General features: G+C 50.6%; 27 protein-coding genes and 5 pseudogenes. 8 read left to right on the forward strand and 24 right to left on the reverse strand.

Going from position 1 to position 25,396, the window contains the following annotated elements; translation table 11 throughout:
• Positions 1-20 precede the first annotated feature (20 nt).
• The 14 genes from rcsA to fliF all read right to left on the reverse strand — a co-directional run bounded on the left by rcsA (position 21) and on the right by fliF (position 11,379).
• Complete coding sequence (gene rcsA, locus C1P89_RS04240) at positions 21-644, reverse strand: transcriptional regulator RcsA (RefSeq protein WP_000103987.1); 624 nt, start codon at positions 642-644, stop codon at positions 21-23.
• A 284-nt stretch (positions 645-928) separates the two neighbouring features.
• Entirely contained in the window at positions 929-1,714 is a 786-nt protein-coding gene (fliR, locus tag C1P89_RS04245) for a flagellar biosynthetic protein FliR (protein ID WP_000983994.1), read from the reverse strand.
• 8 nt (positions 1,715-1,722) lie between these two features.
• Positions 1,723-1,992, reverse strand: a complete 270-nt coding sequence (gene fliQ / locus C1P89_RS04250) for a flagellar biosynthesis protein FliQ (RefSeq protein WP_000187358.1) — start codon at positions 1,990-1,992, stop codon at positions 1,723-1,725.
• Positions 1,993-2,001: 9 nt separating this feature from the next.
• Entirely contained in the window at positions 2,002-2,739 is a 738-nt protein-coding gene (fliP, locus tag C1P89_RS04255; protein WP_001253454.1) for a flagellar type III secretion system pore protein FliP, read from the reverse strand.
• Complete coding sequence (fliO, locus tag C1P89_RS04260) at positions 2,739-3,104, reverse strand: flagellar biosynthetic protein FliO (RefSeq protein WP_001295640.1); 366 nt, start codon at positions 3,102-3,104, stop codon at positions 2,739-2,741. Before fliO ends, fliP begins: the two co-directional genes overlap by 1 nt.
• Positions 3,105-3,106: 2 nt before the next feature.
• Complete coding sequence (gene fliN / locus C1P89_RS04265; RefSeq protein ID WP_001280216.1) at positions 3,107-3,520, reverse strand: flagellar motor switch protein FliN; 414 nt, start codon at positions 3,518-3,520, stop codon at positions 3,107-3,109.
• Entirely contained in the window at positions 3,517-4,521 is a 1,005-nt protein-coding gene (fliM, locus tag C1P89_RS04270) for a flagellar motor switch protein FliM (RefSeq protein WP_000502822.1), read from the reverse strand. Before fliM ends, fliN begins: the two co-directional genes overlap by 4 nt.
• A 4-nt stretch (positions 4,522-4,525) precedes the next feature.
• Positions 4,526-4,990 (reverse strand): flagellar basal body-associated protein FliL, encoded by a 465-nt coding sequence (fliL, locus tag C1P89_RS04275; protein WP_000133126.1) that lies wholly within the window; start codon positions 4,988-4,990, stop codon positions 4,526-4,528.
• 104 nt (positions 4,991-5,094) lie between these two features.
• Positions 5,095-6,222 carry a flagellar hook-length control protein FliK gene (locus tag C1P89_RS04280; protein WP_000620121.1) on the reverse strand — a complete coding sequence of 376 codons (1,128 nt, stop codon included), beginning with the start codon at positions 6,220-6,222 and terminating at the stop codon, positions 5,095-5,097.
• Positions 6,219-6,662 carry a flagellar export protein FliJ gene (gene fliJ / locus C1P89_RS04285; protein ID WP_000807584.1) on the reverse strand — a complete coding sequence of 148 codons (444 nt, stop codon included), beginning with the start codon at positions 6,660-6,662 and terminating at the stop codon, positions 6,219-6,221. The genes C1P89_RS04280 and fliJ overlap by 4 nt, the downstream gene beginning before the upstream one ends.
• 18 nt (positions 6,663-6,680) lie before the next feature.
• Positions 6,681-8,054 (reverse strand): flagellar protein export ATPase FliI, encoded by a 1,374-nt coding sequence (gene fliI / locus C1P89_RS04290; protein WP_000213294.1) that lies wholly within the window; start codon positions 8,052-8,054, stop codon positions 6,681-6,683.
• Positions 8,054-8,740 carry a flagellar assembly protein FliH gene (gene fliH / locus C1P89_RS04295; protein WP_001282694.1) on the reverse strand — a complete coding sequence of 229 codons (687 nt, stop codon included), beginning with the start codon at positions 8,738-8,740 and terminating at the stop codon, positions 8,054-8,056. Before fliH ends, fliI begins: the two co-directional genes overlap by 1 nt.
• Positions 8,733-9,728 carry a flagellar motor switch protein FliG gene (gene fliG / locus C1P89_RS04300; RefSeq protein WP_000067962.1) on the reverse strand — a complete coding sequence of 332 codons (996 nt, stop codon included), beginning with the start codon at positions 9,726-9,728 and terminating at the stop codon, positions 8,733-8,735. The genes fliH and fliG overlap by 8 nt, the downstream gene beginning before the upstream one ends.
• On the reverse strand, positions 9,721-11,379 hold the full coding sequence (gene fliF / locus C1P89_RS04305) for a flagellar basal-body MS-ring/collar protein FliF (protein WP_000994401.1): 1,659 nt from the start codon (positions 11,377-11,379) through the stop codon (positions 9,721-9,723). Before fliF ends, fliG begins: the two co-directional genes overlap by 8 nt.
• Before the next feature lie 215 nt (positions 11,380-11,594).
• On the opposite strand from fliF, the gene fliE reads away from it, so the two are divergent.
• The 4 genes and pseudogenes from fliE to C1P89_RS04330 form a co-directional block, all read left to right on the forward strand.
• Positions 11,595-11,909: a flagellar hook-basal body complex protein FliE gene (fliE, locus tag C1P89_RS04310; protein WP_001274299.1), complete on the forward strand. Its 315-nt coding sequence runs from the start codon at positions 11,595-11,597 to the stop codon at positions 11,907-11,909.
• A 333-nt stretch (positions 11,910-12,242) separates the two neighbouring features.
• Positions 12,243-12,575, forward strand: coding sequence for a multidrug efflux SMR transporter EmrE (gene emrE, locus C1P89_RS04320; protein WP_001070440.1), 333 nt, complete (start codon positions 12,243-12,245; stop codon positions 12,573-12,575).
• 168 nt (positions 12,576-12,743) lie between these two features.
• Positions 12,744-13,294, forward strand: a pseudogene (locus tag C1P89_RS04325) (kinase inhibitor).
• Positions 13,295-13,303: 9 nt separating this feature from the next.
• Positions 13,304-13,531 (forward strand): annotated as a pseudogene (locus tag C1P89_RS04330) (AraC family transcriptional regulator); the annotation flags it as partial.
• A gap of 16 nt (positions 13,532-13,547) precedes the next feature.
• Here the strand turns inward: C1P89_RS04330 and C1P89_RS04335 are convergent.
• Positions 13,548-14,245 (reverse strand): IS1-like element IS1A family transposase gene (locus C1P89_RS04335; protein ID WP_094096600.1). Its coding sequence is split into 2 segments (ribosomal slippage): positions 13,548-13,996 and positions 13,996-14,245, totalling 699 coding nucleotides; the frame shifts between segments, so codons are not numbered across the junction.
• A gap of 57 nt (positions 14,246-14,302) precedes the next feature.
• Between C1P89_RS04335 and C1P89_RS04340 the strand changes: the two are divergent.
• Positions 14,303-14,878, forward strand: a pseudogene (locus C1P89_RS04340) (helix-turn-helix transcriptional regulator); the annotation flags it as partial.
• A gap of 519 nt (positions 14,879-15,397) precedes the next feature.
• Here the strand turns inward: C1P89_RS04340 and C1P89_RS04345 are convergent.
• A protein-coding gene (locus C1P89_RS04345; RefSeq protein WP_112448374.1) for an IS3 family transposase occupies positions 15,398-16,626 on the reverse strand; the annotation gives its coding sequence in 2 pieces (ribosomal slippage) (positions 15,398-16,311 and positions 16,311-16,626; 1,230 coding nt in all).
• A gap of 201 nt (positions 16,627-16,827) precedes the next feature.
• Between C1P89_RS04345 and C1P89_RS04350 the strand changes: the two genes are divergently transcribed.
• Positions 16,828-17,525 (forward strand): IS1-like element IS1A family transposase gene (locus C1P89_RS04350; protein ID WP_094096600.1). Its coding sequence is split into 2 segments (ribosomal slippage): positions 16,828-17,077 and positions 17,077-17,525, totalling 699 coding nucleotides; the frame shifts between segments, so codons are not numbered across the junction.
• A gap of 418 nt (positions 17,526-17,943) precedes the next feature.
• Here C1P89_RS04350 and tnpA read toward each other — a convergent pair.
• Positions 17,944-18,375: pseudogene (gene tnpA / locus C1P89_RS04360) on the reverse strand (IS200/IS605 family transposase).
• A 7-nt stretch (positions 18,376-18,382) separates the two neighbouring features.
• On the opposite strand from tnpA, the gene C1P89_RS04365 reads away from it, so the two are divergent.
• Complete coding sequence (locus tag C1P89_RS04365; protein ID WP_000826465.1) at positions 18,383-19,591, forward strand: RNA-guided endonuclease InsQ/TnpB family protein; 1,209 nt, start codon at positions 18,383-18,385, stop codon at positions 19,589-19,591.
• A 39-nt stretch (positions 19,592-19,630) separates the two neighbouring features.
• Here the strand turns inward: C1P89_RS04365 and C1P89_RS04370 are convergent, their stop codons facing one another.
• The 3 genes from C1P89_RS04370 to yedE form a co-directional block, all read right to left on the reverse strand.
• A complete protein-coding gene (locus C1P89_RS04370) occupies positions 19,631-20,302 on the reverse strand; it encodes an SOS response-associated peptidase (RefSeq protein WP_000334581.1) in 672 nt (223 codons plus the stop codon).
• 106 nt (positions 20,303-20,408) lie between these two features.
• On the reverse strand, positions 20,409-20,642 hold the full coding sequence (gene yedF, locus C1P89_RS04375; RefSeq protein WP_000790504.1) for a sulfurtransferase-like selenium metabolism protein YedF: 234 nt from the start codon (positions 20,640-20,642) through the stop codon (positions 20,409-20,411).
• Positions 20,639-21,844, reverse strand: coding sequence for a selenium metabolism membrane protein YedE/FdhT (gene yedE, locus C1P89_RS04380; protein ID WP_000118901.1), 1,206 nt, complete (start codon positions 21,842-21,844; stop codon positions 20,639-20,641). The genes yedF and yedE overlap by 4 nt, the downstream gene beginning before the upstream one ends.
• 186 nt (positions 21,845-22,030) lie before the next feature.
• Here yedE and yedD point away from each other — a divergent pair, with 186 nt between their 5' ends.
• Positions 22,031-22,444: a lipoprotein YedD gene (gene yedD / locus C1P89_RS04385; protein ID WP_001295642.1), complete on the forward strand. Its 414-nt coding sequence runs from the start codon at positions 22,031-22,033 to the stop codon at positions 22,442-22,444.
• A 33-nt stretch (positions 22,445-22,477) separates the two neighbouring features.
• On the opposite strand, the gene amyA is transcribed toward yedD, so the two are convergent.
• From amyA to fliD, 4 genes and pseudogenes are all read right to left on the reverse strand, one after another.
• On the reverse strand, positions 22,478-23,965 hold the full coding sequence (gene amyA, locus C1P89_RS04390; RefSeq protein WP_001245699.1) for an alpha-amylase: 1,488 nt from the start codon (positions 23,963-23,965) through the stop codon (positions 22,478-22,480).
• Positions 23,966-24,042: 77 nt separating this feature from the next.
• Complete coding sequence (gene fliT, locus C1P89_RS04395; RefSeq protein ID WP_001015013.1) at positions 24,043-24,408, reverse strand: flagella biosynthesis regulatory protein FliT; 366 nt, start codon at positions 24,406-24,408, stop codon at positions 24,043-24,045.
• The gene (gene fliS, locus C1P89_RS04400) at positions 24,408-24,818 is read right to left on the reverse strand and encodes a flagellar export chaperone FliS (protein WP_000287768.1); all 411 of its coding nucleotides are present in this window, start codon (positions 24,816-24,818) and stop codon (positions 24,408-24,410) included. The genes fliT and fliS overlap by 1 nt, the downstream gene beginning before the upstream one ends.
• Positions 24,819-24,832: 14 nt before the next feature.
• Positions 24,833-25,360: pseudogene (gene fliD, locus C1P89_RS04405) on the reverse strand (flagellar filament capping protein FliD); the annotation flags it as partial.
• Between the last annotated feature and the right edge of the window lie 36 nt (positions 25,361-25,396).

Below are 25,396 nucleotides of genomic sequence, written 5' to 3' on the forward strand. Positions count from 1 at the left end.
AAACCACCAGTCAGAATGTGTTAGCGCATGTTGACAAAAATACCATTAGTCACATTATCCGTCAGTCGGACGACATGGTAGATAACCTGTTTATTATGTGTTTTGATCTTACGTTTAATATTACCTTTATGCGATGAAACGGTCTTGGCTTTGATATTCATTTGGTCAGAGATTTGAATGGTTCCCTGACCTGCCATCCACATTCGCAACATACTCGATTCGGTTCGGCTCAATGATAACGTCGGCATATTTAAAAAAGAGGTTATCGTTGTCTCTTTTTTCAGAATATCGCCAAGGATATCGTCGAGAGATTCCGGTTTAATCGATTTAGAACTTATCAATAAATTTTTTCTGACCAATAGATATTCATCAAAATGAACATTGGCAATTGCCATAAAAACGATAAATAACGTATTGGGATGTTGATTAATGATGTGCTTGATGTGCTGACTGTTAGAAGCATCATGGATGAAACAGTCCTCATTAATAAACACCACTGAAGGGCGCTGTGAATCACAAGCTATGGCAAGGTCATCAACGGTTTCAATGTCGTTGATTTCTCTTTTTTTAACCCCTCTACTCAACAGATACCCGGTTAAACCTAGTCGGGTGTAACTACATAAATCCATAATAATCGTTGACATGGCATACCCTCACTCAATGCGTAACGATAATTCCCCTTACCTGAATATTTCATCATGACTAAACGGAACAACATGGGTCACCTAATGCGCCACTCTCGCGATTTTTCAGGCGGACTTACTATCCCGTAAAGTGTTGTATAATTTGCCTGGAATTGTCTTAAAGTAAATGTTGCGATATGTGAGTGAGCTTAAAACAAATATTTCGCCGCAGGAGTATCCTGGAAGATGTTCGTAGGTATTATTTTTCGGATAATCCTTAGGATAACATGATAAACGTTACGGAATTATATTAATGGCAATTCACTAATAATATCAGCCAGCAAATTAAACATCTCACTGAATAAATGTTCGCAAAAAGGTGCAATTAACGGCATTAATGCCGCCATTAAAGAGATACCGACAGTCAGAGTTAATGGAAATCCAATAACAAAAATGGATAATTGCGGGGCCATACGATTCAGTAAACCTAATGCCAGATTCAGGGTCAGCAGCAGAGTAATGAGCGGTAACGCCAGCATCAGCCCGTTAAGGAAAATCAAACTCCCCGCTTTGGTGAGTGCCAGAAACGCATTGCTGTTCAACGGTTCGCCACCAATTGGCAGGGTGTGAAAGGTATCGACCAGCAGTGAAATCAACCATAAATGACCGTTAAATGTCAGGAACAGCAGTAACGCCAGCATATCCATGATACGCGCTAAAACGGGCATATTGAGATGGCTGGCCGGATCGACAAACGTCGCAAATGACAGCCCCATTTGCAGACCGATAATTTCGCCAGCGGTTCGCACAGCGGCAAAGGCAAATTGCATGGTAAAACCAAGCGCAATGCCGATCAGGATCTGCTGCACGGCCAGCCACAGAGCAAAGAACGAAAAAACAGGAACATCGTTGGCAGGTAATGATGGGGCAATGACGAACGTGATCATCATTGCCAGCCCCAGTTTTACCCGTTTCGGCACGCTGCGTTCGCTCAGAATTGGTGCGGTAGAAATGAGCGCCAGCACGCGCAGTAACGGCCAGAAGTACAGGCTTAACCAGGAAAGCCATTGATCGCTTGTCACCTGCATCATTGTACGGCCTACCCGATGATATACGGCAGGTTAGTGAACAAGGTGCGGACGTAATCCAGCAACAGATTGAGCATCCACGGTCCGGCAATAATAATGGCAATAAATACGGCGATGATTTTTGGAATAAACGACAGCGTCATTTCGTTGATCTGCGTGGCGGCCTGCAAAATACTGATGATAAGGCCCGTGACCAGCGCCACCAGCAACAGCGGGGCAGCCAGTGCCAGCGCGACTTTCATCGCTTCAGTCCCCATCATCATGACCGATTCAGGTGTCATTTTGCCTCTCTAGCTGTAAAAGCTCTGCGCCAGCGAACCGACCAGCAATTGCCAGCCATCCACCAGTACAAACAGCATCAGTTTAAAGGGCAGAGCAATGGTGGCGGGGGGGACCATCATCATCCCCAATGCCATCAACACGCTGGCAATCACCAGGTCGATAATCAAAAAAGGAATGAAAATCGTGAAGCCTATCTGAAATGCGGTTTTCAATTCGCTGGTCACGTAGGCCGGGAGCAAAATGCGCATCGGCACGGCTTCAGGTCCCTGCAACGGGCCGGTATTCGCTAGTCTGGCAAACAACCCTAAATCTGCCTCACGGGTCTGACGCAGCATAAACTCACGTAGCGGCTGCGCCCCTTTTTCCAGCGCCTCCTGCATTGATATTTTCTCTTCGCTGAATGGCTGGTACGCATCGACATAAATTTTGTCGATCACCGATGACATAATAAAAAAGGTCAAAAATAGTGCCAGCCCCAGCAATACCTGGTTAGGTGGCGCGGAGGGCGTTCCCAGCGCGTTACGCAATAAACCAAAAACAATGATGATGCGGGTGAAACTGGTCATCATCAGTAAAATTGCCGGAATAAACGTCAACGAGGTGATGAACACCAGCGTCTGCACCGGGAGCGACCAGCTTTGTCCACCGCCAGGCAGCGGCTGGCTGGTGATACCCGGCAGTTGCGCGAAGGCGAGGGGCGTAACCAGCCAGAGAAGGACAGGTGCGACAGACAACAAACGACGCATCAGGATCTCCCACTACGCTTAAGCAAATTTTTCATGACCGACTGAAAATCGGTCTGCGGTATCTCTTCTGTTGGTGCTGAAGGGGGAAGTTTATGCAGCAGATTGATTTGCCCTGCGGTAACGCCGAGCACCAGCCGTGCATCTTCCACATCGACCACCACAACCCGTTCACGCGCGCCCAGCGAAGCACTGGCGCTAATTTTCAGACCGTTAACGCCAGTGCGTTTCGGGGCAAATCCCAACCGTTTTACCAGCCAGGCAGCAGCGAGGATCAGGGCAATAATGGCGATGAGTGCGCCGCTGACCTGCAGCAGTGGCGCAGCAGAAACCGGCGTGGAAGATTGCACAGTAGCGTGGTTATTCATCACTAACGGCTCAGGCGACGCATTCGCTCAGACGGAGTAATGATATCGGTGATCCGCACGCCATATTTATCGGCAACGACCACCACTTCGCCCTGGGCGATTAAATAACCGTTGATCAGAATATCCAGTGGTTCGCCCGCCAGACCGTCCAGCGCCACGACGGACCCTTGCGTCAGACGCAACAGCTCTTTGATGGTCATCCGCGTACGGCCCAGCTCGACGGTCAGCTTGACCGGAATATCCATTATCAGGTCGATATCCTGCAACGTTCCGCTGACATCACCACCGCCAAATTGCTGGAACACCGCGTCGGCAGCGCTTTTGCTGCTGGTTGATTTTTGTTCGCTCAACGCTTCAGCCCACAGATCGTCCATTGCGCCGTTGTTGTCATCGGCCGGATTATTTATGTCACTCATTTGGGCTGTTCCTCGTTCAGAGAATTTAAAATCGGGTTAATCAAATGTTCTATCCGTAACGCATACTGACCGTTGAGAGTGCCGTACTGACTGGTCAGCACCGGGACGCCGTCAACATGGGCGATGATGCCATCGGGTTTTTCTATCGGCAGGACGTCGCCGGGTTTCAGTTTTAAAATCTGCGACAGGCGTAGCGAGATATCGGCAAAGTTGGCGACCAGCTCCAGCTGTGAATGCTGCACCTGGCGCACCAGGTTATCGCGCCAGTTCTGATCTTCATTACGCGAGTTTTCCAGCGGCGGGTTAACCAACAATTCCCGTAGCGGCTCGATCATGCTGAATGGCAGACAGATATTAAATTCGCCGGTCAGGTTGCCAATCTCCACATGGAACGGCGTGTTAACCACAATGTCGTTCGGCGAGGTGGTGATATTGGTAAATTTCACCTGCATTTCCGAACGCACGTACTCAACTTCCAGCGGATTAATCGCCTTCCAGGCGTCGCTATAGCCTTCAAGCGCCAGCTTTAACATGCGGTTGATGACGCGCTGTTCGGTATGGGTAAACTCGCGACCTTCCACTTTGGTCGGGAAGCGTCCATTGCCGCCAAACAGGTTATCCACGGCGATAAACACCAGACTCGGTGAAAACACCACCAGCCCTGTGCCGCGCAGCGGTTTCAGATGGATAAGGTTCAGGTTGGTCGGCACCGGCAGGTTGCGGGCAAATTCATGGTACGGCTGAATGCGGATGGCCCCGACGGTTATATCCGGGCTACGACGCAGCAGGTTGAACAGCCCCATACGAAAATGGCGGGCAAAGCGCTCATTAATGATTTCCAGCGCCTGCAAACGTTCGCGCACAACCCGTCGTTGGGTATTCGGATCGTACGGACGAATGTCACTTTCGCCGCTAACACTGGCTGTCGGTTCGTCTTTGACTTCGCTGTCACCATTCAACAGCGCATCAATTTCAGCTTGAGAAAGAATACTATCGCCCATGTCGTTATCGCAGAATAAAAGCGGTATACATCACGTCGGTGACATCCTGTTTCGGTTGCCCGGCAACAAGCGGGGTGGAAAGCGTGGTTTTAATCTCGGCAATCAGGTTTTTCTTGCCTTCTTCTGTCGCCAGTACGGCAGCATCCTGACGCGAAAACAGTAACAGCAAACGGCTACGGACTTCCGGCAAATACTCACTCAGCCGCGAGCGGGTAGCTTCATCTTTGAGTCGCAGGGTTATACCGATATAAAGCACGCGATCCGCATCGCCCAAATTGACCGTAAAGGTATCCAGCGCATAGAAGACCGGTGAGGGCACGACGCGATGCTGCGCTTTGTCTTCAGCGGCAACCTGATGCGAATGCCAGTAGCTGTAACCTGCGCTGGCACAGGCCGCGAGGGTAATGAATACCAGAATCGGGAGCCAAAGCGATCGCTTGCTTTTCTTGCTTATCGCGTAATCAGTCATGTGTTGCGGTCTTCCTGTGTCGCTACTGCTTATCGGCTAATTATCCTGCGTCTTGAGCGCAACAAAGCGGGGAAAAGACGCGGATTACGGTGCTACCTCTGACGTTAGGCGAAAATATCAACGCCGCTGTTGCCTGTTACGCGCCCTTGTAAAGAGACGGGAACCGGAAGCGTATCGTCTTCTTCCCCCGCCAGAGGTTCATGGTTTACTGTGCGTTGGCTTTGCTGTTGTTGGGAAGCGGCCTGCTGCTGACCACTAAAGCTTTCGCCACTGATGTTGCTTTGCCCTAACTGAATGCCACTCTCGGCCAGCTGCGTACGCAGTACCGGCAGCGCTGCTTCCAGGGCGGCGCGTACGTGCTGATGCGGCGAAACCATCTGGATTTGCGCCTGGTTATCATCCACTTTGAGGGAGATTTGCACTTCACCTAAATCCTGCGGGTGCAGACGCAACTCTGCACTTTGTTGTCCCTGGCGGGTGAACAGCGAAATATGCTGGCTTAATGATTGTTGCCATTCGTGAGAACCCAGCGGTGCACTCAAGACAGGCGCGGCGACGGTGAGCAGTGGCTGTGTCTGGTGTGGAGTGATTAGCGGGCTGGCGGCAGCGGTCACCGGTGAAGGTGTGCTGATGACTTCCGCTTTACTCTGGGCTTCTGCTACCAGCGGTGTTAATGGCTGAGCTGGCGTGCCGGGGGCATCATCAGGCTGTGCTGTTGTGAGTTGCGCAGAAGTCAGTTTTGTGAAGAGCGTTGGTTTCTCTGCCGGTAACACGGTTGACGGCGCATCAGTCACTTTGGGCGTATTGTCAAAACCCGGCAACATCGCAAAAAGGGCGCTCAGGCTTGCGGTGAGGTCTTCATTCAGATCATCCGCTTTTTCGTCTTTTGTCGTATTTTTGTCAGCCACCGCAGCCAACGTCATCGTATGAGCGGTGGTTAACGGTGTCGATGTGGATTGTTCGACGTTGATGACAGGCAGTGTTTCATCCACAGGGATCAGTAAATCCGCTTGTTGCGCGTCGGAAACAATATCGCTGATCAGCAGCTCGCCTTTTGTCGTGGGCTTATCTGTTGCCACCAGCACCTGGGGGGCCGCTTTGTCGGTAGTTGTCTCGCTTGCTAATGCTTCGCTCAACAACGCGAGAAAATCTTGTGCAGCATCGCTGGCTTTGCCGCCAGGCAATGTGGTGGTGTCAACGTCGGCGGTAATCAAGGGCGCTAAGCGAATCATTCAGGTTTCCTCATGGCGGCGCGCTGGGCGAACTCATCCATCTTTTTCTGATCGAGGCGGTTTTCTGCAAGCAGTGCCGCCGTGGATTGCCGTTCCTGCAGTGTCTGCCAGGCCTGCAAACGTTGTTTCTTTTCTCGCCAGCTGTTCAGGGCAATGTCAACTTTCTGCGTCCACTGATTAAGTTGCTGGCGATGCTGAGTAATGGCTTTTTCCAGCGTCTGGATAAACTGCTGATAGTTGATCCAGCGGTTGCTGGTCATCCCGGCACTCATATCGCTGTTGAGGTTATTGCGATATTCATTCTGATAATCGATCAGCATTTTGAGCTGTTCTTCCGCCTGCTGACACCCGCGACGCATTTCACCCAGCAGGCGCGCGGCATCCTCTACCTCTTTTTCTGCCAGATCTTTCAGGGTCGCCAGCGCACCATGTTCTGCCATCTACCGTTATCTCCTGGGTTATGACACTGTCGGGAAAATACGCTCCAGCCCCTGGAGAGACGCTTCCCAGTCCGCACGTTCAAAAATGCCTTGTTGTAAATAGCCCTCCAGCTGCGGCCACAGGGCGATGGCTTTATCGAGCATCGGATCGCTGCCTTTGGCATACGCGCCGACGCTAACCAGATCGCGGTTACGCTGAAAACTCGACAACAGCTGTTTGAAGGTGCGCACTCGCGCGTAATGTTGCTCACTGATCAACGCCGTCATTGCGCGGCTGATCGACGCTTCAATATCGATAGCCGGATAGTGCCCGGCTTCCGCCAGTCGGCGAGACAGCACAATGTGACCGTCGAGGATCGCCCGTGCGGAGTCTGCAATGGGGTCCTGCTGGTCATCGCCTTCAGTAAGCACGGTATAAAACGCGGTAATCGAGCCGCCGCCGCTAATGCCATTTCCGGCACGCTCGACCAGTGCCGGTAATTTGGCAAACACCGACGGTGGATAACCTTTGGTGGCGGGTGGTTCGCCAATCGCCAGCGCAATTTCACGCTGGGCCATCGCGTAGCGGGTGAGGGAGTCCATAATCAGCAACACATGCTGACCACGATCGCGAAAATCTTCGGCAATGCGCGTGGCATAGGCGGCACCTTGCATTCGCAGAAGCGGAGAGACATCCGCCGGAGCGGCAATCACCACGGAGCGTGCACGCCCTTCAGCACCGAGGATATTCTCAATAAAATCTTTTACTTCGCGCCCACGTTCACCAATCAAACCCACGACAATGACATCGGCGCGGGTGTAACGTGCCATCATCCCCAGCAGCACACTTTTACCAACGCCGGACCCGGCAAACAGCCCCATACGCTGCCCACGCCCAACGGTAAGCAGGGCATTGATTGGGCGCACGCCGGTGTCCAGCACATGTTCAATCGGTGTACGTTGCAACGGGTTAAATGGCGGGGTAATCAGCGCACCGGTTTCCGTCGTATCGGGGGAGGGCAGGCCATCGAGCGGCTTACCGCTGCCGTCCAGAACGCGACCTAATAACGCCGGACCGAGCGGCAACTGCTTGCCGCTTTGCAGTCCTTCAGCCGAAATGTTTTTGGCATAAACCCGCGCGCCGGGCAGGACACCTTCCACTTCCTCCAGCGGCATTAAAAACAGCCGTTGACCGTTAAAGCCAACGACTTCGCTTTCTACTTCGTGCGTTTCGCTGCCGTTCTGGCGTTCAATGACACAGGTTGCGCCGAGCGGCAATTGTAATCCGGTGGCTTCCAGCACCAGCCCGGTAGCGCGGGTTAATCGCCCATAGCGACGTACCGCAGGCAACTGCGCCATTTTGGCTTCAAAGTTATCCAGCGTGGTTAGCCAGCGAGTCAGGCGCGTGGTCATTACACCACTCCTGGTGCTGCCAGACGGCAGAGTTCTTGCCAGCGAGTGGCGACACTGGCGTCGAGATCGCCTTCATCGGCGGAGACTTTACAGCCGCCAGGATGGAGTGTGGGATCGCCCCGCAAGCGCCAGCCATGCAAACTTAAGGTTGCGCCGAGCATATCATCCACACGTTGCAGATCATCCGGGTGCACGCGCAGCTGTGGTTTACCGCTGAATAACGGTTCTTGCTGCAACAACTGTTGGATCTGTTTGATCAGTGCCGAGTTATCCACTGTTGGCGTCTGACCGATCACCTGACGTGCCGCCTCCAGCGCCATCTGCATCAGGCGCGAAGCAATCACACTATCAAGCGCATCAAGGGTAGTTTGAAATTCGCTGACCAGTTGCTGCATCCGGGCATGAATTGGCGCTTGTTGAGACTTCGCCTCTGCCAGACCTTGCTCCAGCCCCTGGGCCAGTCCTTCCTGATAGCCCTGCTCATGACCTTGCTGGCGACCTTCGGCAATCCCCGCCTGATAACCTTGCTCATGGGCCTGCATTTGCAGTTGCGCCAGTTGCTGCTCAAGGCTAGGTTCGGCCTCTTCAATGATGGTTTCTTCCGGCTCGACCATGGGCACAAACTCTGCCTGTGGTGGCGCGAGATCGTCCGGCGTCCAGGTTTTCCACGGCAGATTATCAGACATAGGTATCCTCGCCGCTGCCAATTACCATCTCGCCAGTTTCGGCAAGGCGGCGCACAATCAGCAGAATCGCTTTCTGTTCGTTTTCCACCTGCGACAGACGCACCGGACCACGGTTGGCGAGATCGTCGCGCAGAATATCGGCGGCACGCTGCGACATATTGCGCAGGAATTTCTCGCGCAGTGGCTGCTCGGCCCCTTTCAGCGCGATCAACAGCGATTCGGAATCCACTTCCTGCAACAGACGCTGAATGCTGCGATCGTCGACATCCACCAGATTTTCGAACAGGAACATCTCGTCGATAATTTTTTGCGCCAGCTCGCCGTCGAATTCGCGCACGGCGGTAATAACGGCTTCTTCCTGCTGAGTTTTCATCAGGTTGATAATTTCGGCTGCCGTTCTCACGCCGCCCATTTTGCTGCGCTTGAGATTCTGACCGTCGAGCAAGCCATTCAGTACTTCGGTCAGTTCCGCCAGCGCGGCTGGCTGCACGCCGCCAAAGGTGGCGATACGCAACATCACGTCGTGGCGCAGACGTTCATCGAACAACGCCAGAATATCGGCGGCCTGCGCGCGCTTCAGATGCACCAGAATGGTGGCGATAATTTGCGGATGCTCATCGCGAATCAGATCGGCGGCACTCTGCGGCTCCATAAAGTTGAGCGTTTCAATACCGCTGGCGGTATCGCGAGTTTCGAGAATATCTTCCAGCAGGCTGGCGGCACGTTCCTCACCCAGAGCTTTGACCAATACCGAACGCAGATAATCGTTGGCGTTGATATTCAGTGCGGCAAACTGTTCAGCTTCTTGCTCAAACTCCGCCAGCACATAGGTTAGCTGCTTGTTGGAGATCTGCGTGACGTTCGCCATTGCAGCGCTCAGGGTTTGCACTTCGCGCTGGGAGAGGTGCTTGAACACCTCTGCCGCCCGGTCTTCGCCAATGGTCATCAGCAGGATGACGCTTTTATCGGTGCCTGTCAGGTTACTCATGATCGTTATTTATCCACTGGCGAATGACCAGCGCCACCACGCGCGGATCGTTATCAGACATTTCACGGATACGCTGGCTCATGACTTCTGCCCCCAGACGTTGGTTAGCGCGTCGTTGTTGGAGTTGTTCGTCTTTGCTCAGGCGGACTTCCACCGCATCTTCCACTTCCTCACGGGCCTGCGCCTGTTGCTGTACAGCTTTCATCGCCTCGGCGCGACGTGTTAACTGCGGGCGTACCGCTTTCCGCCACAGCAGCCACGCCACCAGCAGTACCAGCAACCAGCGACCGGCAGCCAGCAACTGATCGATAAACGCTTGCTGTTGCCAGAACGGCAGTTCTCCGCCGCTTTCGTCACTGCTATTGAACGGCGAGTTAACGACATTGAGCGAGTCACCGCGTTTTTCAGAAAAGCCCATCGCCTCGCGGGTCAGATCTTCAATTTGCTTCATCTGTTCGTTGCTGAGAGGCAATGGTTTACCGTCTGGCAAGGTTTTGTAATTCACCACTACCGCGACTGACAGACGTTGCACATCGCCCACGTTCATTTTGGTATGACGAATGGTGCGATCGACTTCGTAGTTACTGGTTTCATTCCGCTGTGTGCTACGCGGCCCGCTATTGCTGGTGGTGCTCGCCTGCTGCTGGCGGTTATTTTGATTTGCCGGAGGCGTGCTGATTGGCGCGTTATTCGCAGGTGCCGGTTGATTCGACAACGCCCCCGGTACGCCGCCCGGATAACCGGAACCGCTTTGCTCGCTCTCATTAAGCTGGCGTGAACGAAGCGCCGCATGAGATTCATCACCGTTAGGGCGATACTGTTCTTCCGTTTGTTCTTTACTGGCGAAGTCCAGTTGCGCCGTGACCTGGGCGTGAATATTACCGTTACCAACAATAGGCGACAGGATTGCTTCAATACGCCGCTGAATACGGCCTTCGACATCGCTGGCATATTTCAACTGAGCGTCATTAAGATCGCGCCCGCTGGTATTGGACTGGGTTAACAGATGTCCGCCCTGATCCACCAGCGTGACGTTTCCCGGCGGCAGACCAGCAACGGCGCTGGAAACCAGGTGCACAATGGCGCTAATTTGCCCTTCATCGAGTGCGCGGCCGGGTAACAGATTTACCGTCACCGATGCAGAAGGGGATTTTTGTTCACGGACGAATAAAGACGGTTTCGGCATTGCCAGATGTACGCGCGCCCCTTTTACCGGGCCGATAGTTTCGATGGTACGAGAAAGCTCGCCTTCCAGCGCCCGCTGATAATTCACCTGTTCGCTGAACTGGCTGATACCAAACTTTTCCTGATCAAGCAGTTCGAAACCGACCGCGCCGCCTTTGGGCAAACCTTGTTGTGCCAGGCGCAGACGCAGTTCGTGAACTTTATCTGCCGGAACTTCAATAGCGCCGCTGGCTTCGCTGAAGCAGTAAGGAATATTCATTTGCGTCAGTTGGCTGACAATTGCGCCACCATCCTGATCGGAAAGATTGCTGAATAATGTGCGGTAGTCGGGGGCTTTCGCCCACAGGATCAGTGCGACCATGACCGCCACTGCCGCGGAACCGGCAACAATCAATGGAATTTTCGGATTCGCACGCAGGCGATTAAGCCACTCAAGAGATTTTGTCTGGGCTGCAGTCGCATTCATCGCGCACCTCGTGGCTGATTATGGACGGCGTTATTGGCAAAGTGGAACAAGACTCACTCCCGGGTCAGCAAACTCGAAAAATTGACGCTGCCATTATTTGTGCTTTCGTTTTTTTCTATCCGCCAATAAACCCGTTTTTTTTGTTGCTATTTAGCGCCTTTGTCTTATTGACTTACTGGTAAGCTTTGCTACCAGAAATTATCCGGGAGATGAAAATGTCAGCGATACAGGGGATTGAAGGGGTTATCAGCCAGTTACAGGCTACGGCGATGAGTGCGCGTGCGCAGGAATCACTGCCACAACCGACCATTAGTTTTGCCGGGCAGCTGCACGCCGCGCTCGATCGCATAAGCGATACACAAACAGCCGCCCGCACGCAGGCAGAAAAATTCACTCTCGGTGAACCCGGCGTGGCGTTAAACGATGTGATGACCGATATGCAAAAAGCCTCAGTTTCTATGCAAATGGGGATTCAGGTGCGTAATAAGCTGGTGGCGGCTTATCAGGAAGTGATGTCCATGCAGGTGTAGGTTTTGTAACCTGTTGTTAATTACATCCGATCTCACCGCGTGGGGCATGGATGGGGCAAACTCACTCAATTTCTGGTTTAAAATGGATACCTGATCCTGAAAGTTTTCTGCCATCCACGATCCGTAAACGCGATAACATGTTTTGTCTTCGCTTTGCTCATAGGAAGAGTGAACTCTTTTGTTAGCCTGGGGTTCCTTCTGATCATTATTGTTCCTGCCTTTATCTCTTGCCACGCCAGAGCCCCCTGGATACACATACACCAGGATGAAAACGGTGAGTTGTGTTCAAACTGTAGTACAATTCTCTCCAGTATGAACAGGAAAGAATATGCTATGAACCCTTATATTTATCTTGGTGGCGCAATACTTGCAGAGGTCATTGGTACAACCTTAATGAAGTTTTCAGAGGGGTTTACACGGTTATGGCCCTCTGTTGGCACAATTATTTGCTATTGTGCATCATTTTGGTTATTAGCTCAGACACTGGCTTATATACCTACAGGGATTGCTTATGCTATCTGGTCAGGAGTCGGTATCGTTCTGATTAGTTTGCTTTCCTGGGGATTTTTTGGCCAACGACTGGACCTGCCAGCCATCATAGGCATGATGTTGATTTGTGCCGGTGTGTTAGTCATTAACTTGTTGTCACGAAGCGCACCGCATTAAAAAATAATCATCCTTGAGATAACAGGAATCTGATTTGTGCATATTATGGCTAATGTTCGGGGCAACTTTATAATTATGATTGCATTTGCGCGATCATTGCGCCTTTTTGCATAATGAGATCAATGCACATCAAATAAAATAACGATAGGTCACAACAAAGAGGTTTTTATGAAAAAACTTATCGTTTCAAGTGTATTGGCATTCATAACATTTTCTGCGCAGGCCGCAGCATTTCAGGTCACTAGTAATGAAATAAAAACAGGAGAGCAACTTACAACGTCTCATGTATTTTCTGGAGTTGGGTGTGAGGGGGTAATACATCGCCCTCATTAACCTGGTCTGGTGCTCCAGAAGGCACCAAAAGCTTTGCCGTAACTGTGTATGATCCAGATGCGCCTACAGGCAGCGGATGGTGGCACTGGACTGTTGCTAATATTCCAGCAACGGTAACATATTTGCCCGCTGATGCAGGAAGACGTGATGGTACAAAACTTCCGACTGGTGCTGTCCAAGGCCGAAATGATTTTGGCTATGCGGGATTTGGTGGAGCATGTCCTCCCAAAGGAGATAAACCCCATCATTACCAGTTTAAAATATGGGCTCTAAAAACTGATAAGATTCCTGTGGATTCTAATTCCAGCGGAGCGTTAGTTGGTTATATGCTTAATGCCAATAAAATTGCAACCGCTGAGATAATACCCGTTTATGAGGTAAAGTAGGATAAGAGTATGCTGGCAAAAGATAGGACTAACCTAAAGATTGAAGAAATACGGATGCATAAACATCATGAGATTCACAGGGTTAAGCCTCTTATGCCAGCTTCATGTCGTATCCGTCAGGGAAAAAAAGTTATCAATTGGGAGACGCATAGTCTAACTGTTGATAATAATCAGATAATATTATTTCCCTGTGGATATGAATCTTATATTGCGAATTACCCAGAAGCAGGTCTTTATCGGTAATGACTCCAACTTATTGATAGTGTTTTATGTTCAGATAATGCCCGATGACTTTGTCATGCAGCTCCACCGATTTTGAGAACGACAGCGACTTCCGTCCCAGCCGTGCCAGGTGCTGCCTCAGATTCAGGTTATGCCGCTCAATTCGCTGCGTATATCGCTTGCTGATTACGTGCAGCTTTCCCTTCAGGCGGGATTCATACAGCGGCCAGCCATCCGTCATCCATATCACCACGTCAAAGGGTGACAGCAGGCTCATAAGACGCCCCAGCGTCGCCATAGTGCGTTCACCGAATACGTGCGCAACAACCGTCTTCCGGAGACTGTCATACGCGTAAAACAGCCAGCGCTGGCGCGATTTAGCCCCGACATAGCCCCACTGTTCGTCCATTTCCGCGCAGACGATGACGTCACTGCCCGGCTGTATGCGCGAGGTTACCGACTGCGGCCTGAGTTTTTTAAGTGACGTAAAATCGTGTTGAGGCCAACGCCCATAATGCGTGCAGTTGCCCGGCATCCAACGCCATTCATGGCCATATCAATGATTTTCTGGTGCGTACCGGGTTGAGAAGCGGTGTAAGTGAACTGCAGTTGCCATGTTTTACGGCAGTGAGAGCAGAGATAGCGCTGATGTCCGGCAGTGCTTTTGCCGTTACGCACCACCCCGTCAGTAGCTGAACAGGAGGGACAGCTGATAGAAACAGAAGCCACTGGAGCACCTCAAAAACACCATCATACACTAAATCAGTAAGTTGGCAGCATTACCGTCTTTATCTTGCAGAAATGCTTTATTATCCCATTGATCTAATTGAAAAGTTCCAAAATCTTTATGCGATAACCGATCAAATTCGTAACACGACAGGTTTCTGCTTACCTCAGAATTCCGAGTTAATATATTGTTGGGAGCAACTAAAAACATCTATTTCCCGAGGCTTCTCAACGCAAATTCAGGAACACTTAGCAATGGGCGTTCTACTTTCATTAGGAGCACATCATGTTAATTGTTTACTTTTATCAGATAGTAAACAATCATTAATAAGTCGTTGTTATAACCTAATGCTATCCGAACCTGGAACAAAATGGACAGCAAACAAGGTAGCGAGATATCTCTACATTTCTGTTTCCACATTGCATCGCCGTCTGGCAAGCGAGGGAGTAAGTTTTCAAAGTATATTGGACGACGTGAGGTTAAATAATGCGTTGTCTGCTATACAAACGACAGTAAAACCCATCAGCGAGATTGCCAGGGAAAATGGTTACAAGTGTCCTTCTCGTTTTACTGAAAGGTTCCATAATCGTTTTAAGATAACACCAAGAGAGCTAAGAAAAGCGTCCAGAGAGTAAAAGTATTTTATGAAGGAGCAACAGCATCGATTTTTATTTTGGAAAATAAATACGGCATACTCAACCTATTGGAGCCTGAACAATCCGGTGACTTCTGCGCTAATCGGGGACGTTTATAAGCACATATAATTGATACTATCTTCCTCCATCACAATTTCAGAAATGCACGTGTGATTTTTTTGCATCCGGCGTTTGGACTATGTGGAGTTCAAGAGTGGGAAAGTTACAAGAGGTTGAGGGGATAATTAAAGGGATGCTTATGACATTAGATATCCGGATAGGTACGGATATCGTTGTTATTAAATCTAGTTCGTTATTATTAAATCTAGTTTATACGTTAAGATGCAGCTACAGCAGAAATTGCCACTGTTAATTTTTTCATCGTGAGCCCTTTTATTTGAACTATTATTTAAAAATGATGTCACTGCACTACAAATATTCATCCAATCAATGAGATTATTTCAAGATGTAAGTTTTAGTTTCTCATTTAAATTGTGAAGTAGATCCCTGGATTTGCCCCTATATTTCCAGACACCTGTTATCACTTAACCCATTACTGGCTTGCTGCCGTAGATATTCCCGTGGCGAGCGATAACCCAGTGCACTATGCGGATGCCATTCGTTATAATGCTCGAACGCCTCTGCAAGGTTCTTTGCTGCCGTTAACCCGTCTGGTTTGGGCATGACACTGATGTAGTCACGCTTTATCGTTTTCACGAAGCTCTCTGCTATGCCGTTACTCTCCGGACTCCGCACCGCCGTGCTCTTCGGTTCAAGCCCCAACATCCGGGCAAACTGCCGTGTTTCATTAGCCCGGTAGCATGAACCATTATCCGTCAGCCACTCTACTGGAGACGCCGGAAGCTCGTTGCCGAAGCGGCGTTCCACCGCTCCCAGCATGACGTCCTGTACTGTTTCACTGTTGAAGCCGCCCGTAGTGACCGCCCAGTGCAGTGCCTCACGGTCACAGCAGTCCAGCGCGAACGTGACTCGCAGTTTTTCTCCGTTATCACAGCGGAACTCGAACCCGTCAGAGCACCATCGCTGATTACTTTCTTTCACAGCCACTCTGCCTGTATGTGCCCGTTTCGATGGCGGTACAGCAGGTTTTCGCTCAAGCAACAGCGCATTCTGGCGCATGATCCGGTAAACACGTTTGGCATTGATCGCAGGCATACCATCAAGTTCTGCCTGTCTGCGAAGCAGCGCCCATACCCGACGATAACCATACGTGGGCAGCTCTCCGATAACATGGTGTATACGGAGAAGCACATCCGTATCATCAGTGTGATGACTGTGGCGGCCATCCATCCAGTCATCGGTTCGTCTGAGAATGACGTGCAACTGCGCACGCGACCCCCGGAGACAACGGCTGACTAAGCTTACTCCCCATCCCCGGGCAATAAGGGCGCGTGCGCTATCCACTTTTTTGCCCGTCCATATTCAACGGCTTCTTTGAGGAGTTCATTTTCCATCGTTTTCTTGCCGAGCAGGCGCTGGAGTTCTTTAATCTGCTTCATGGCGGCAGCAAGTTCAGAGGCAGGAACAACCTGTTCTCCGGCGGCGACAGCAGTAAGACTTCCTTCCTGGTATTGCTTACGCCAGAGAAATAACTGGCTGGCTGCTACACCATGTTGCCGGGCAACGAGGGAGACCGTCATCCCCGGTTCAAAGCTCTGCTGAACAATTGCGATCTTTTCCTGTGTGGTACGCCGTTTGCGTTTCTCCGGTCCTAAGACATCAATCATCTGCTCTCCAATGACTAGTCTAAAAACTAGTATTAAGACTATCACTTAAATAAGTGATACTGGTTGTCTGGAGATTCAGGGGGCCAGTCTAATCCCTATCTTTATCTGAACTGTTTCTATTGCACACAATGCATGACTATTTTGTGGGTGATGCTGCCAACTTACTGATTTAGTGTATGATGGTGTTTTTGAGGTGCTCCAGTGGCTTCTGTTTCTATCAGCTGTCCCTCCTGTTCAGCTACTGACGGGGTGGTGCGTAACGGCAAAAGCACTGCCGGACATCAGCGCTATCTCTGCTCTCACTGCCGTAAAACATGGCAACTGCAGTTCACTTACACCGCTTCTCAACCCGGTACGCACCAGAAAATCATTGATATGGCCATGAATGGCGTTGGATGCCGGGCAACTGCACGCATTATGGGCGTTGGCCTCAACACGATTTTACGTCACTTAAAAAACTCAGGCCGCAGTCGGTAACCTCGCGCATACAGCCGGGCAGTGACGTCATCGTCTGCGCGGAAATGGACGAACAGTGGGGCTATGTCGGGGCTAAATCGCGCCAGCGCTGGCTGTTTTACGCGTATGACAGTCTCCGGAAGACGGTTGTTGCGCACGTATTCGGTGAACGCACTATGGCGACGCTGGGGCGTCTTATGAGCCTGCTGTCACCCTTTGACGTGGTGATATGGATGACGGATGGCTGGCCGCTGTATGAATCCCGCCTGAAGGGAAAGCTGCACGTAATCAGCAAGCGATATACGCAGCGAATTGAGCGGCATAACCTGAATCTGAGGCAGCACCTGGCACGGCTGGGACGGAAGTCGCTGTCGTTCTCAAAATCGGTGGAGCTGCATGACAAAGTCATCGGGCATTATCTGAACATAAAACACTATCAATAAGTTGGAGTCATTACCTATTTTGTGAACGAATATAAATTTGGTAGTTAAATTATATTAAAGGTTGTTATTTATGATTGACTCATAATTTATTTATTTAATTTAAATAGCCTAGAAATAACCATGGAAATTATTTGCATGATGTTTGTTTAGATTTATTAATGTAATTGAGGTGGTTTTATTTAATACGCAATATAGCGCCGCTTGATATTAGTTCTATTTTTTTTGCGTAAGATAGATGAGACAAACTGAGACGCATAATGGTTTGCAAGGCTCTAATACTTTGATGTTGAGGATGTGATGGGGCATGTACGGGGCATAGTACAATGATGTCCATGCTGGTGTAGATAATCTCCAGGCTTATCCGGTGCGCCGTAAAACCCCGTCCTTCAGGGCAGGGATATAAGGCGTGGTTTTCCACCTAACCAGGTGTTTGCTGTTGTTCAATGTATTGGCGGATGACGGATATTGGCGCACCTCCGCAGCTACTGGCAAAATAGCCAACACTCCACAAAACGCCTTTGTAGTAATACCTGACTGCAATATCTGGTCGATCTCGTCGCAGTCACCTACCCGATACGCCTTTGAGGCTGTTTACCAGACTGGATATCGCCAGTTTGGGAGGATAGTTAATTAACAAATGGACGTGATCTGGTTCGCCATCCATTTCAACCAGTTCAGCTTCAAAATCAGCACATACATTTGAAAAGTAAGTGCGTAGTTTTTCTGTCGCGTCATAGTCAAAAATCTGACGTCGGTATTTGGTGACAAAGACCAGGTGAACATGCATCAGGAAAACACAATGCCTTCCACGCCGGATATCGGTTTCTTTTTTCACAGACCAAAGTATCATTTGGCCTGTGAAACGACTACAAGCATTTAAATTCCAGTTAAGACCCGGTGGTCAACAGGAGCGTGAAATGAGGCGCTTCGCAGGCGCATGTCGTTTCGTTTTCAATCGTGCTCTGGCACGTCAGAATGAGAATCATGAGGTCGGTAATAAATACATCCCTTACGGGAAAATGGCTTCCTGGCTGGTTGAGTGGAAAAATGCCACTGAAACGCAATGGCTTAAAGATGCCCCGTCACAGCCATTGCAACAGTCACTGAAAGACCTTGAGCGGGCTTACAAAAACTTCTTCCAGAATCGGGCTGCTTTTCCCCGATTCAAAAAGCGGGGACAGAATGATGTATTCCGCTACCCGCAGGGCGTTAAGCTCGATCAGGAAAACAGCCGTATTTTTCTGCCGAAACTGGGCTGGATGCGCTACCGGAACAGCCGTCAGGTCACGGGTGTTGTGAAAAATGTCACTGTCAGCCAGTCCTGCGGTAAGTGGTACATCAGTATTCAGACAGAAAGTGAAGTATCAACTCCGGTTCACCCTTCAGCATCAATGGTCGGGCTGGATGCTGGCGTGGCTAAACTCGCCACGCTGTCAGATGGCACAGTCTTTGAGCCTGTAAACAGTTTTCAGAAAAACCAGAAGAAGCTGGCGAGACTTCAGCGACAGTTAAGCCGCAAGGTCAAATTCAGCAACAACTGGCAGAAGCAGAAACGCAAAATACAGCGACTGCATTCCTGTATCGCAAATATCCGCAGGGACTACCTTCACAAAGTCACAACGACCGTCAGCAAAAACCACGCAATGATAGTCATTGAGGATTTGAAGGTCAGCAACATGTCAAAGTCAGCAGCGGGTACGGTCAGCCAGCCGGGGCGCAATGTCCGGGCAAAATCAGGTTTAAACCGTTCGATACTGGATCAGGGCTGGTATGAAATGCGCCGCCAGCTTGAGTACAAGCAGCTCTGGCGTGGCGGTCAGGTGCTTGCTGTTCCGCCAGCGTACACAAGCCAGCGTTGCGCGTGCTGTGGTCATACAGCGAAAGAAAACCGCCTGTCACAAAGTAAATTCAGATGCCAGGTATGTGGATATACAGTGAACGCCGATGTAAATGGCGCTCGTAACATTTTAGCGGCGGGGCACGCCGTTCTTGCCTGTGGAGAGATGGTGCAGTCAGGCCGCCCGTTGAAGCAGGAACCCACCGAAATGATTCAGGCGACAGCCTGAACGTAGCAGGGATCCTCGTCCTTCAGGGCGTGGAGGATGTCAACAAACAGGTTGAATTAACTCCGCGCCCTGGTTTTTGACATTACCTACCGCGCGCGATACCGGGTGCCAGGTGAACTGGTTTGCTGGCACACAGCCGTTGGTAGCAATTTCTGATGCTTCTTTACCGCCAATCTCTTGCCGCATCCATTCCTGTGCAGCTTCTGGCGACAGAACCAGCGGGCGGCGGTCATGAATGTCTACCAGACCCTGGTCTGCTGCAGCAGTGACAATTAAAAATCCTTCGGCTTCGTCACCACGCTCAAATGGTGTGCTACCTATCGCGGCCATAAAAATAGGTTGTCCATCAGCACGATAGATAAAAAAAGGCTGTTTTTTGTCGCCTTCTTTTTTCCACTCAAACCAGCCATCGGCAAAACAGATTGCCCGACCATGTTGCCAGAGCGGTTTAAACATGCGACTGGTTGCGGCAGTTTCTACGCGGGCGTTAATCAGCGGCGGTTTATCCCACCATCCGGGAGCATATCCCCAGAAAACCGGATCCAGATGAAGGTGTTCATCACGTTCACTGAGCAGAAGAACTTTGGTTCCCGGCGCGACGTTGTATCTGCCAATGGGTTCGGGATCGTAGGGAATATCGCGTTCAATATCTTCCGCGAGAAGCGCAAGGTAATCTTCACGCGTTTGGGATTGGGCAAAGCGTCCACACATAGAAACCTCCTGAGATCATACTGAAAAGAATAGGAGAGGGGGCGGGTAAAATCTATGTGTCAGAGGCAACAATGTTCCCGCTGTGGGCCACAGCGGGAATGAGGGATTACTTCTGAATTAAATAACGAATGGTCGGCCCGTCTTGCTGAATATCCAGCACCGTATAGCCGTGATTACGCGCATCCAGTGGAATATTATTGATCGACTGTGGACAGTCGCTCACCACTTCCAGGATTTCCCCTTTTTTTAACTGCGGCATCGCCTCAAGGGTTGCGACTGCCGGATAAGGGCAGGGTTCACCCACCATATCAAGGCGGTAATCAGGAACGATATTTTTCATGCGATCTCCTTAGCAGTCTGCGGTGCCGCACGGCGGAAGAAGCGTTTTTCCCAGCCGATAATCAACATCAGCGCAGTAAACAACAGCAAATATGTCACCAGCAGGCCACCCATCGGGCCAAAGGTTTTCAGCAGGTTGATTTTGTCCCAGTCGGTGGCCAGCGCCGGAGCGAAATCATCCCAGTAATACGCCAGAATCGTCGAGCCGATCACATTGCCCAGACCGACCCACCAGTAGTGCACCTGGCCTTCTACCGCGCGGTACATCCAGCCGGTTTCGCAGCCGCCTGCCAGCACGATGCCAAAACCAAACAGTAAACCACCAATTACCGCGTTTGGTCCCGCCCACATGATTTTGGGTTCAACGCCTAACTGTACGTAACTGAAGATCCCGATGGCACTCACCGCCATACCGATAATGATTGCTTTCGCCATATGGGTACGTCCGGTGATCCACATATCGCGGAACGCCGAAGTAAAGCAGATTTGCGCACGTTCAATCAGTAAACCAAAGCCGACGCCAAACAGCATTGCCAGCCCCAGTTTGGGTTGGTTCATCGCCGTGAGCAGCGCCCAGCCCAGCATGCCGAAAAAGACCAGCATCCCGAGACGAAAACGACGCCGCGCCTGATCCGGTTTTTGCGTCAGCGGTGAGGCGGCAGAAACTTTCTGCATTTTCACGGGAATACGGAAGATGGGCAGCAGGGTAAAGCGCGCGCCAAACCATGAACCAATGGCAGTGGCGATGGCAAAGAACCAGGCATGCAGCGAGAACTGAGGAATGCCGGTAAAGAACGCCGCCAGGTTACAGCCCATTGCCAGACGCGCGCCAAAACCGGCGATAATGCCGCCAATAATGGCCTGCATAATGCGGATACGGCTGCGCGGCATGCGCAGTTTGACATTGTTGGCCCACAGCGCTGCGGCAAAGCAGCCGCCAAACATGCCGAGGATCATCATCCCGTCGATGCGGGTTAATGGCGATCCTTCCAGATGGATAATTTTAAAATAACCCCACTCTTCAGCATGGACGCCAAACAGCTGCAGGAGCTGACCGCCCCAACGGGTAAATTCACCCGTGACAGCCCAAAAGGTGCCAGTAATGCCAAAATAGTAAGTGGAGAGAATACCCGCCGCGATGACCGCAGGGATGGGTGCCCAGAATTTAATCAACCAGGCGTGTTTGAATTGCTGCCATGACATGAATGTAGCCTCTGAACTCAGAAGGTTTGAAACAAGAATCGCGAATCATACATCATGCAAATTTATTTTCGGGGTAATAATTCACAAAAATAATAGTTAGATCAAATTTCTCTCTGAACCTGGAAAGGCTGGCGACATCAGGGCTTTAATGCCACAATCCTCTTTTCTTCTCATGCAGGACGAATGATGAAAAAACTCGCAATTGCAGGTGCGCTCATGTTGCTGGCGGGCTGTGCCGAAGTCGAAAACTATAACAATGTCGTGAAAACCCCCGCGCCGGACTGGCTGGCGGGCTACTGGCAGACCAAAGGGCCGCAACGTGCGCTGGTCAGTCCGGAAGCGATAGGCAGCCTGATTGTCACTAAAGAGGGCGATACCCTGGATTGCCGTCAGTGGCAGCGGGTGATTGCCGTGCCGGGCAAGTTGACATTGATGTCTGATGATCTCACTAACGTTACCGTAAAACGTGAGCTGTACGAGGTTGAGCGTGACGGTAACACCATTGAGTACGATGGTATGACGATGGAGCGTGTGGATCGCCCGACGGCAGAGTGTGCCGCCGCGCTGGATAAAGCGCCGTTACCGACGCCACTGCCGTAATGAAATCTCCCCGGCTTGCCGCCGGGGATGAATTTAAATCACCTCTTCGATAACCCACACGCTGACGCTGCCGCCGTTGCAAAAGAAGGTCGCTTCGCCGTTTTCGTCGGTCACTACGCTCTCTTGCCGATTCCCCAGAAAATCACGCCAGGTTTTATTGCCGTAATTCTCTCCCAGATGAATGGTTTTTTCGCCATCATCCCCGTTCGACATGACCACCACGCAGCCGGGATATTCGTCAGTGCCACTGCGGCTAAAGGCAATGCAGTTCGGATGGTCGAAAAATAACGTCTGTACACCGTGGGCGAAACGCTGACGGGCGAGAATTAACTCATCAAGCTGTTCGATTATTGGCATATCTATCGGATAGGTTTGCCCGTCACCACCGACATCTTCGTAATGCGCACCGTAGAGGTCCGGATAGAACACCGAAGGAACGCCATTTTCCCGCAACAAAATTAGAGCATACGCCAGCGGTTTAAACCACGGTTCGACCGGCGCTTCGAGGGCTTGCAACGGTTGGGTGTCGTGATTGGCTACGAGGGTTACGGCGTGGAAAGGATCGGCTTCCACTAATGTACCCGTGAAAATCTGCGTCATGTCGTAGTCGCGTCCCATGCGCGATGCTTCATGGAATTTCATCTGCAGCGGCGCATCGAACAGCATGGTTTTGCCTTCCACCTGATCAATATACGTTTGCAGTTTATCGACTTCATGCGACCAGTACTCTGCCACAATAAACAGCGGCTTTGGCGCAACTTCCTGTACGTGTTCGATCCACTCTTTATAAAACCACGCCGGAATATGTTTAACCGCATCAAGACGAAAACCGTCGCATTGTGTTTGTTCCATCACCCAGCGCGCCCAGTATTTAATCTCTTCCGTCACGGCATGATTGCGGAAATCGATATTCTCACCCATCAGATAATCGAAATTACCGAGTTCATCATCAACCTGATCGTTCCAGCCTTCGCCGGTGTAGTCGTTAACAATTTTAAATATGCCATCTTCATCAGGATTTTCGATATGGTCGATACCGCTAAAACATTTGAAGTCCCAGATAAACTGCGAGTATTGCCCGGCACGGGCGGGGAAGGTGTAACGCGTCCAGCCTTCGCACTCAATGATTTCTTCATCAATTTGCGTACGGTCATCAGCATTTACACGCTGCACGCGAATAGCTTCTTTTTCATCCGCCCCCATTTTGTGGTTGACTACCACGTCCAGTAGCACCGCAATGTCATTACGTTTCAGAGCGTCAATGGCGGCCAGCAGTTGTGCTTTATCGCCATATTTAGTAGGGATGCTGCCTTTCTGATCAAACTCACCTAAATCAAATAAATCATAGGAGTCGTAGCCGACCGAATACCCGCCCGATGCGCCTTTATAGGCGGGCGGCAACCAGACCATATTGATACCAATATCATTAAAACCGTCGGCGCGCTCGGCCAGTTCAGGCCAGAGCTTACCGCCTTCCGGGTAATACCAGTGAAAACATTGTAACAGCGTGGGATTACGCATTCTTCGACTCCATTCAAGGGGAACATTAGAAGCGTAGCCGTAATCGGATTATTCGCGAGCCATCGGCTCGTTAAGATTCAAAAGAGGTTATCCTGCGGAGCCAGCACAAAGCCGCCCTGATCTCCATAGGCACTTAACACTGATTTTTGCACCGATGACTGACCGACCAGTTTCGCCAGTTCATCCATACGAATCTGTAATAACTGCTTTACCTTGCTTTCGTTGTCGAGAATCAGGCGCAGCATCGGGCGGAGCTGCTCCTGCATCGTGGTGGACGGGGCAACCTCTTCAGTCAGATGTGCAATCTCCTGCACCGCATTCACATACGCCATTTCGCTGGCGATGAGTTCGTCCCATTGTTCTTCCGTTGCCAGGCGTAACATGAGCTGGCTTTTATCGACGAGTTGTTGCCAGGCGAAATACAAATGCGGTGCATGGTTCATCAGACTGGGTCCTGAATCAAAGAAGGGGAGAGTAAAGACTCTTTCCAGGCATCGGCAATATTGCGCATTAATGCTTCCACTTCTTCGACTGCGGAGACATCGTTGCGTAAATTGGCTTGCAGCAAGCGCCTGACCATATAGCTATAAAGAGCAATCAAGTTTTGGGTTAGTTCGTCTTTGCTCTCTTCATCAAGACTCACCCGCAGCCCGTTCTCAATGATGTTGATCGCTTTTGACAAAGAGACGCCTTTGCCTTGCTGATTGTTGTCCTGCATAAACAGGCGCGCTCTAACCAGTGCGCTCAGCACTCCATCAAATAGCATGGTGACCAGCTGTTGCTGGCTGGCGCTCATTACGGCGCTTTCGACGCCAATTTGTGCATAGGCTTTTGAGCCGCTCGCGGTATACATGCTGACCTCCGTGATCAGGAATTACTCATTGCAGTAAATTGTTGGCTGAGATAGGTACTGGTGTTATTCAGTTTGCTCATCATGGTATCTAATTGCGTAAACTGTGCAGTGTAACGCGCCACGGTGTCATCAATGCTGGCACTGACGGATAGATACTGTTTGGTCAGTTTTTTCAGTGTGGCGTTAATACTGTCCTGTGCGCTATCAATAATGCCATCATCGGCAAGGTAACCTTTTACCTCGGTGGCAATTTTGGTGGTAATTCCTGTTTCTTTACCATCGCCTACCAGCAATTCACGTACGGATGCTGTATTTTCATTCAGGACTTTTTTGAGTTTATCATCATCAATTTTCAGCTTACCCGTCGTGCCGTCCTGCTTAATCCCGATCTCGTTTAATGTTTTGAAGGCACTGTCGCTGGCACCGTTTGCAAATTGTGCGCGGATGCCGCTTTGAATTGTACGTACAACGCTGTCTCCGAGAAGTGCACCATTATTTTTATCTTGTGCTTCAGCACCTGGGTCTACTTCTTTATATTTTGAGGTAGCCTGAGTTTAACGGACACTCCTTCCTGAAAT

Source organism: Shigella sonnei, from assembly GCF_002950395.1.
Classification (GTDB): domain Bacteria; phylum Pseudomonadota; class Gammaproteobacteria; order Enterobacterales; family Enterobacteriaceae; genus ECMA0423.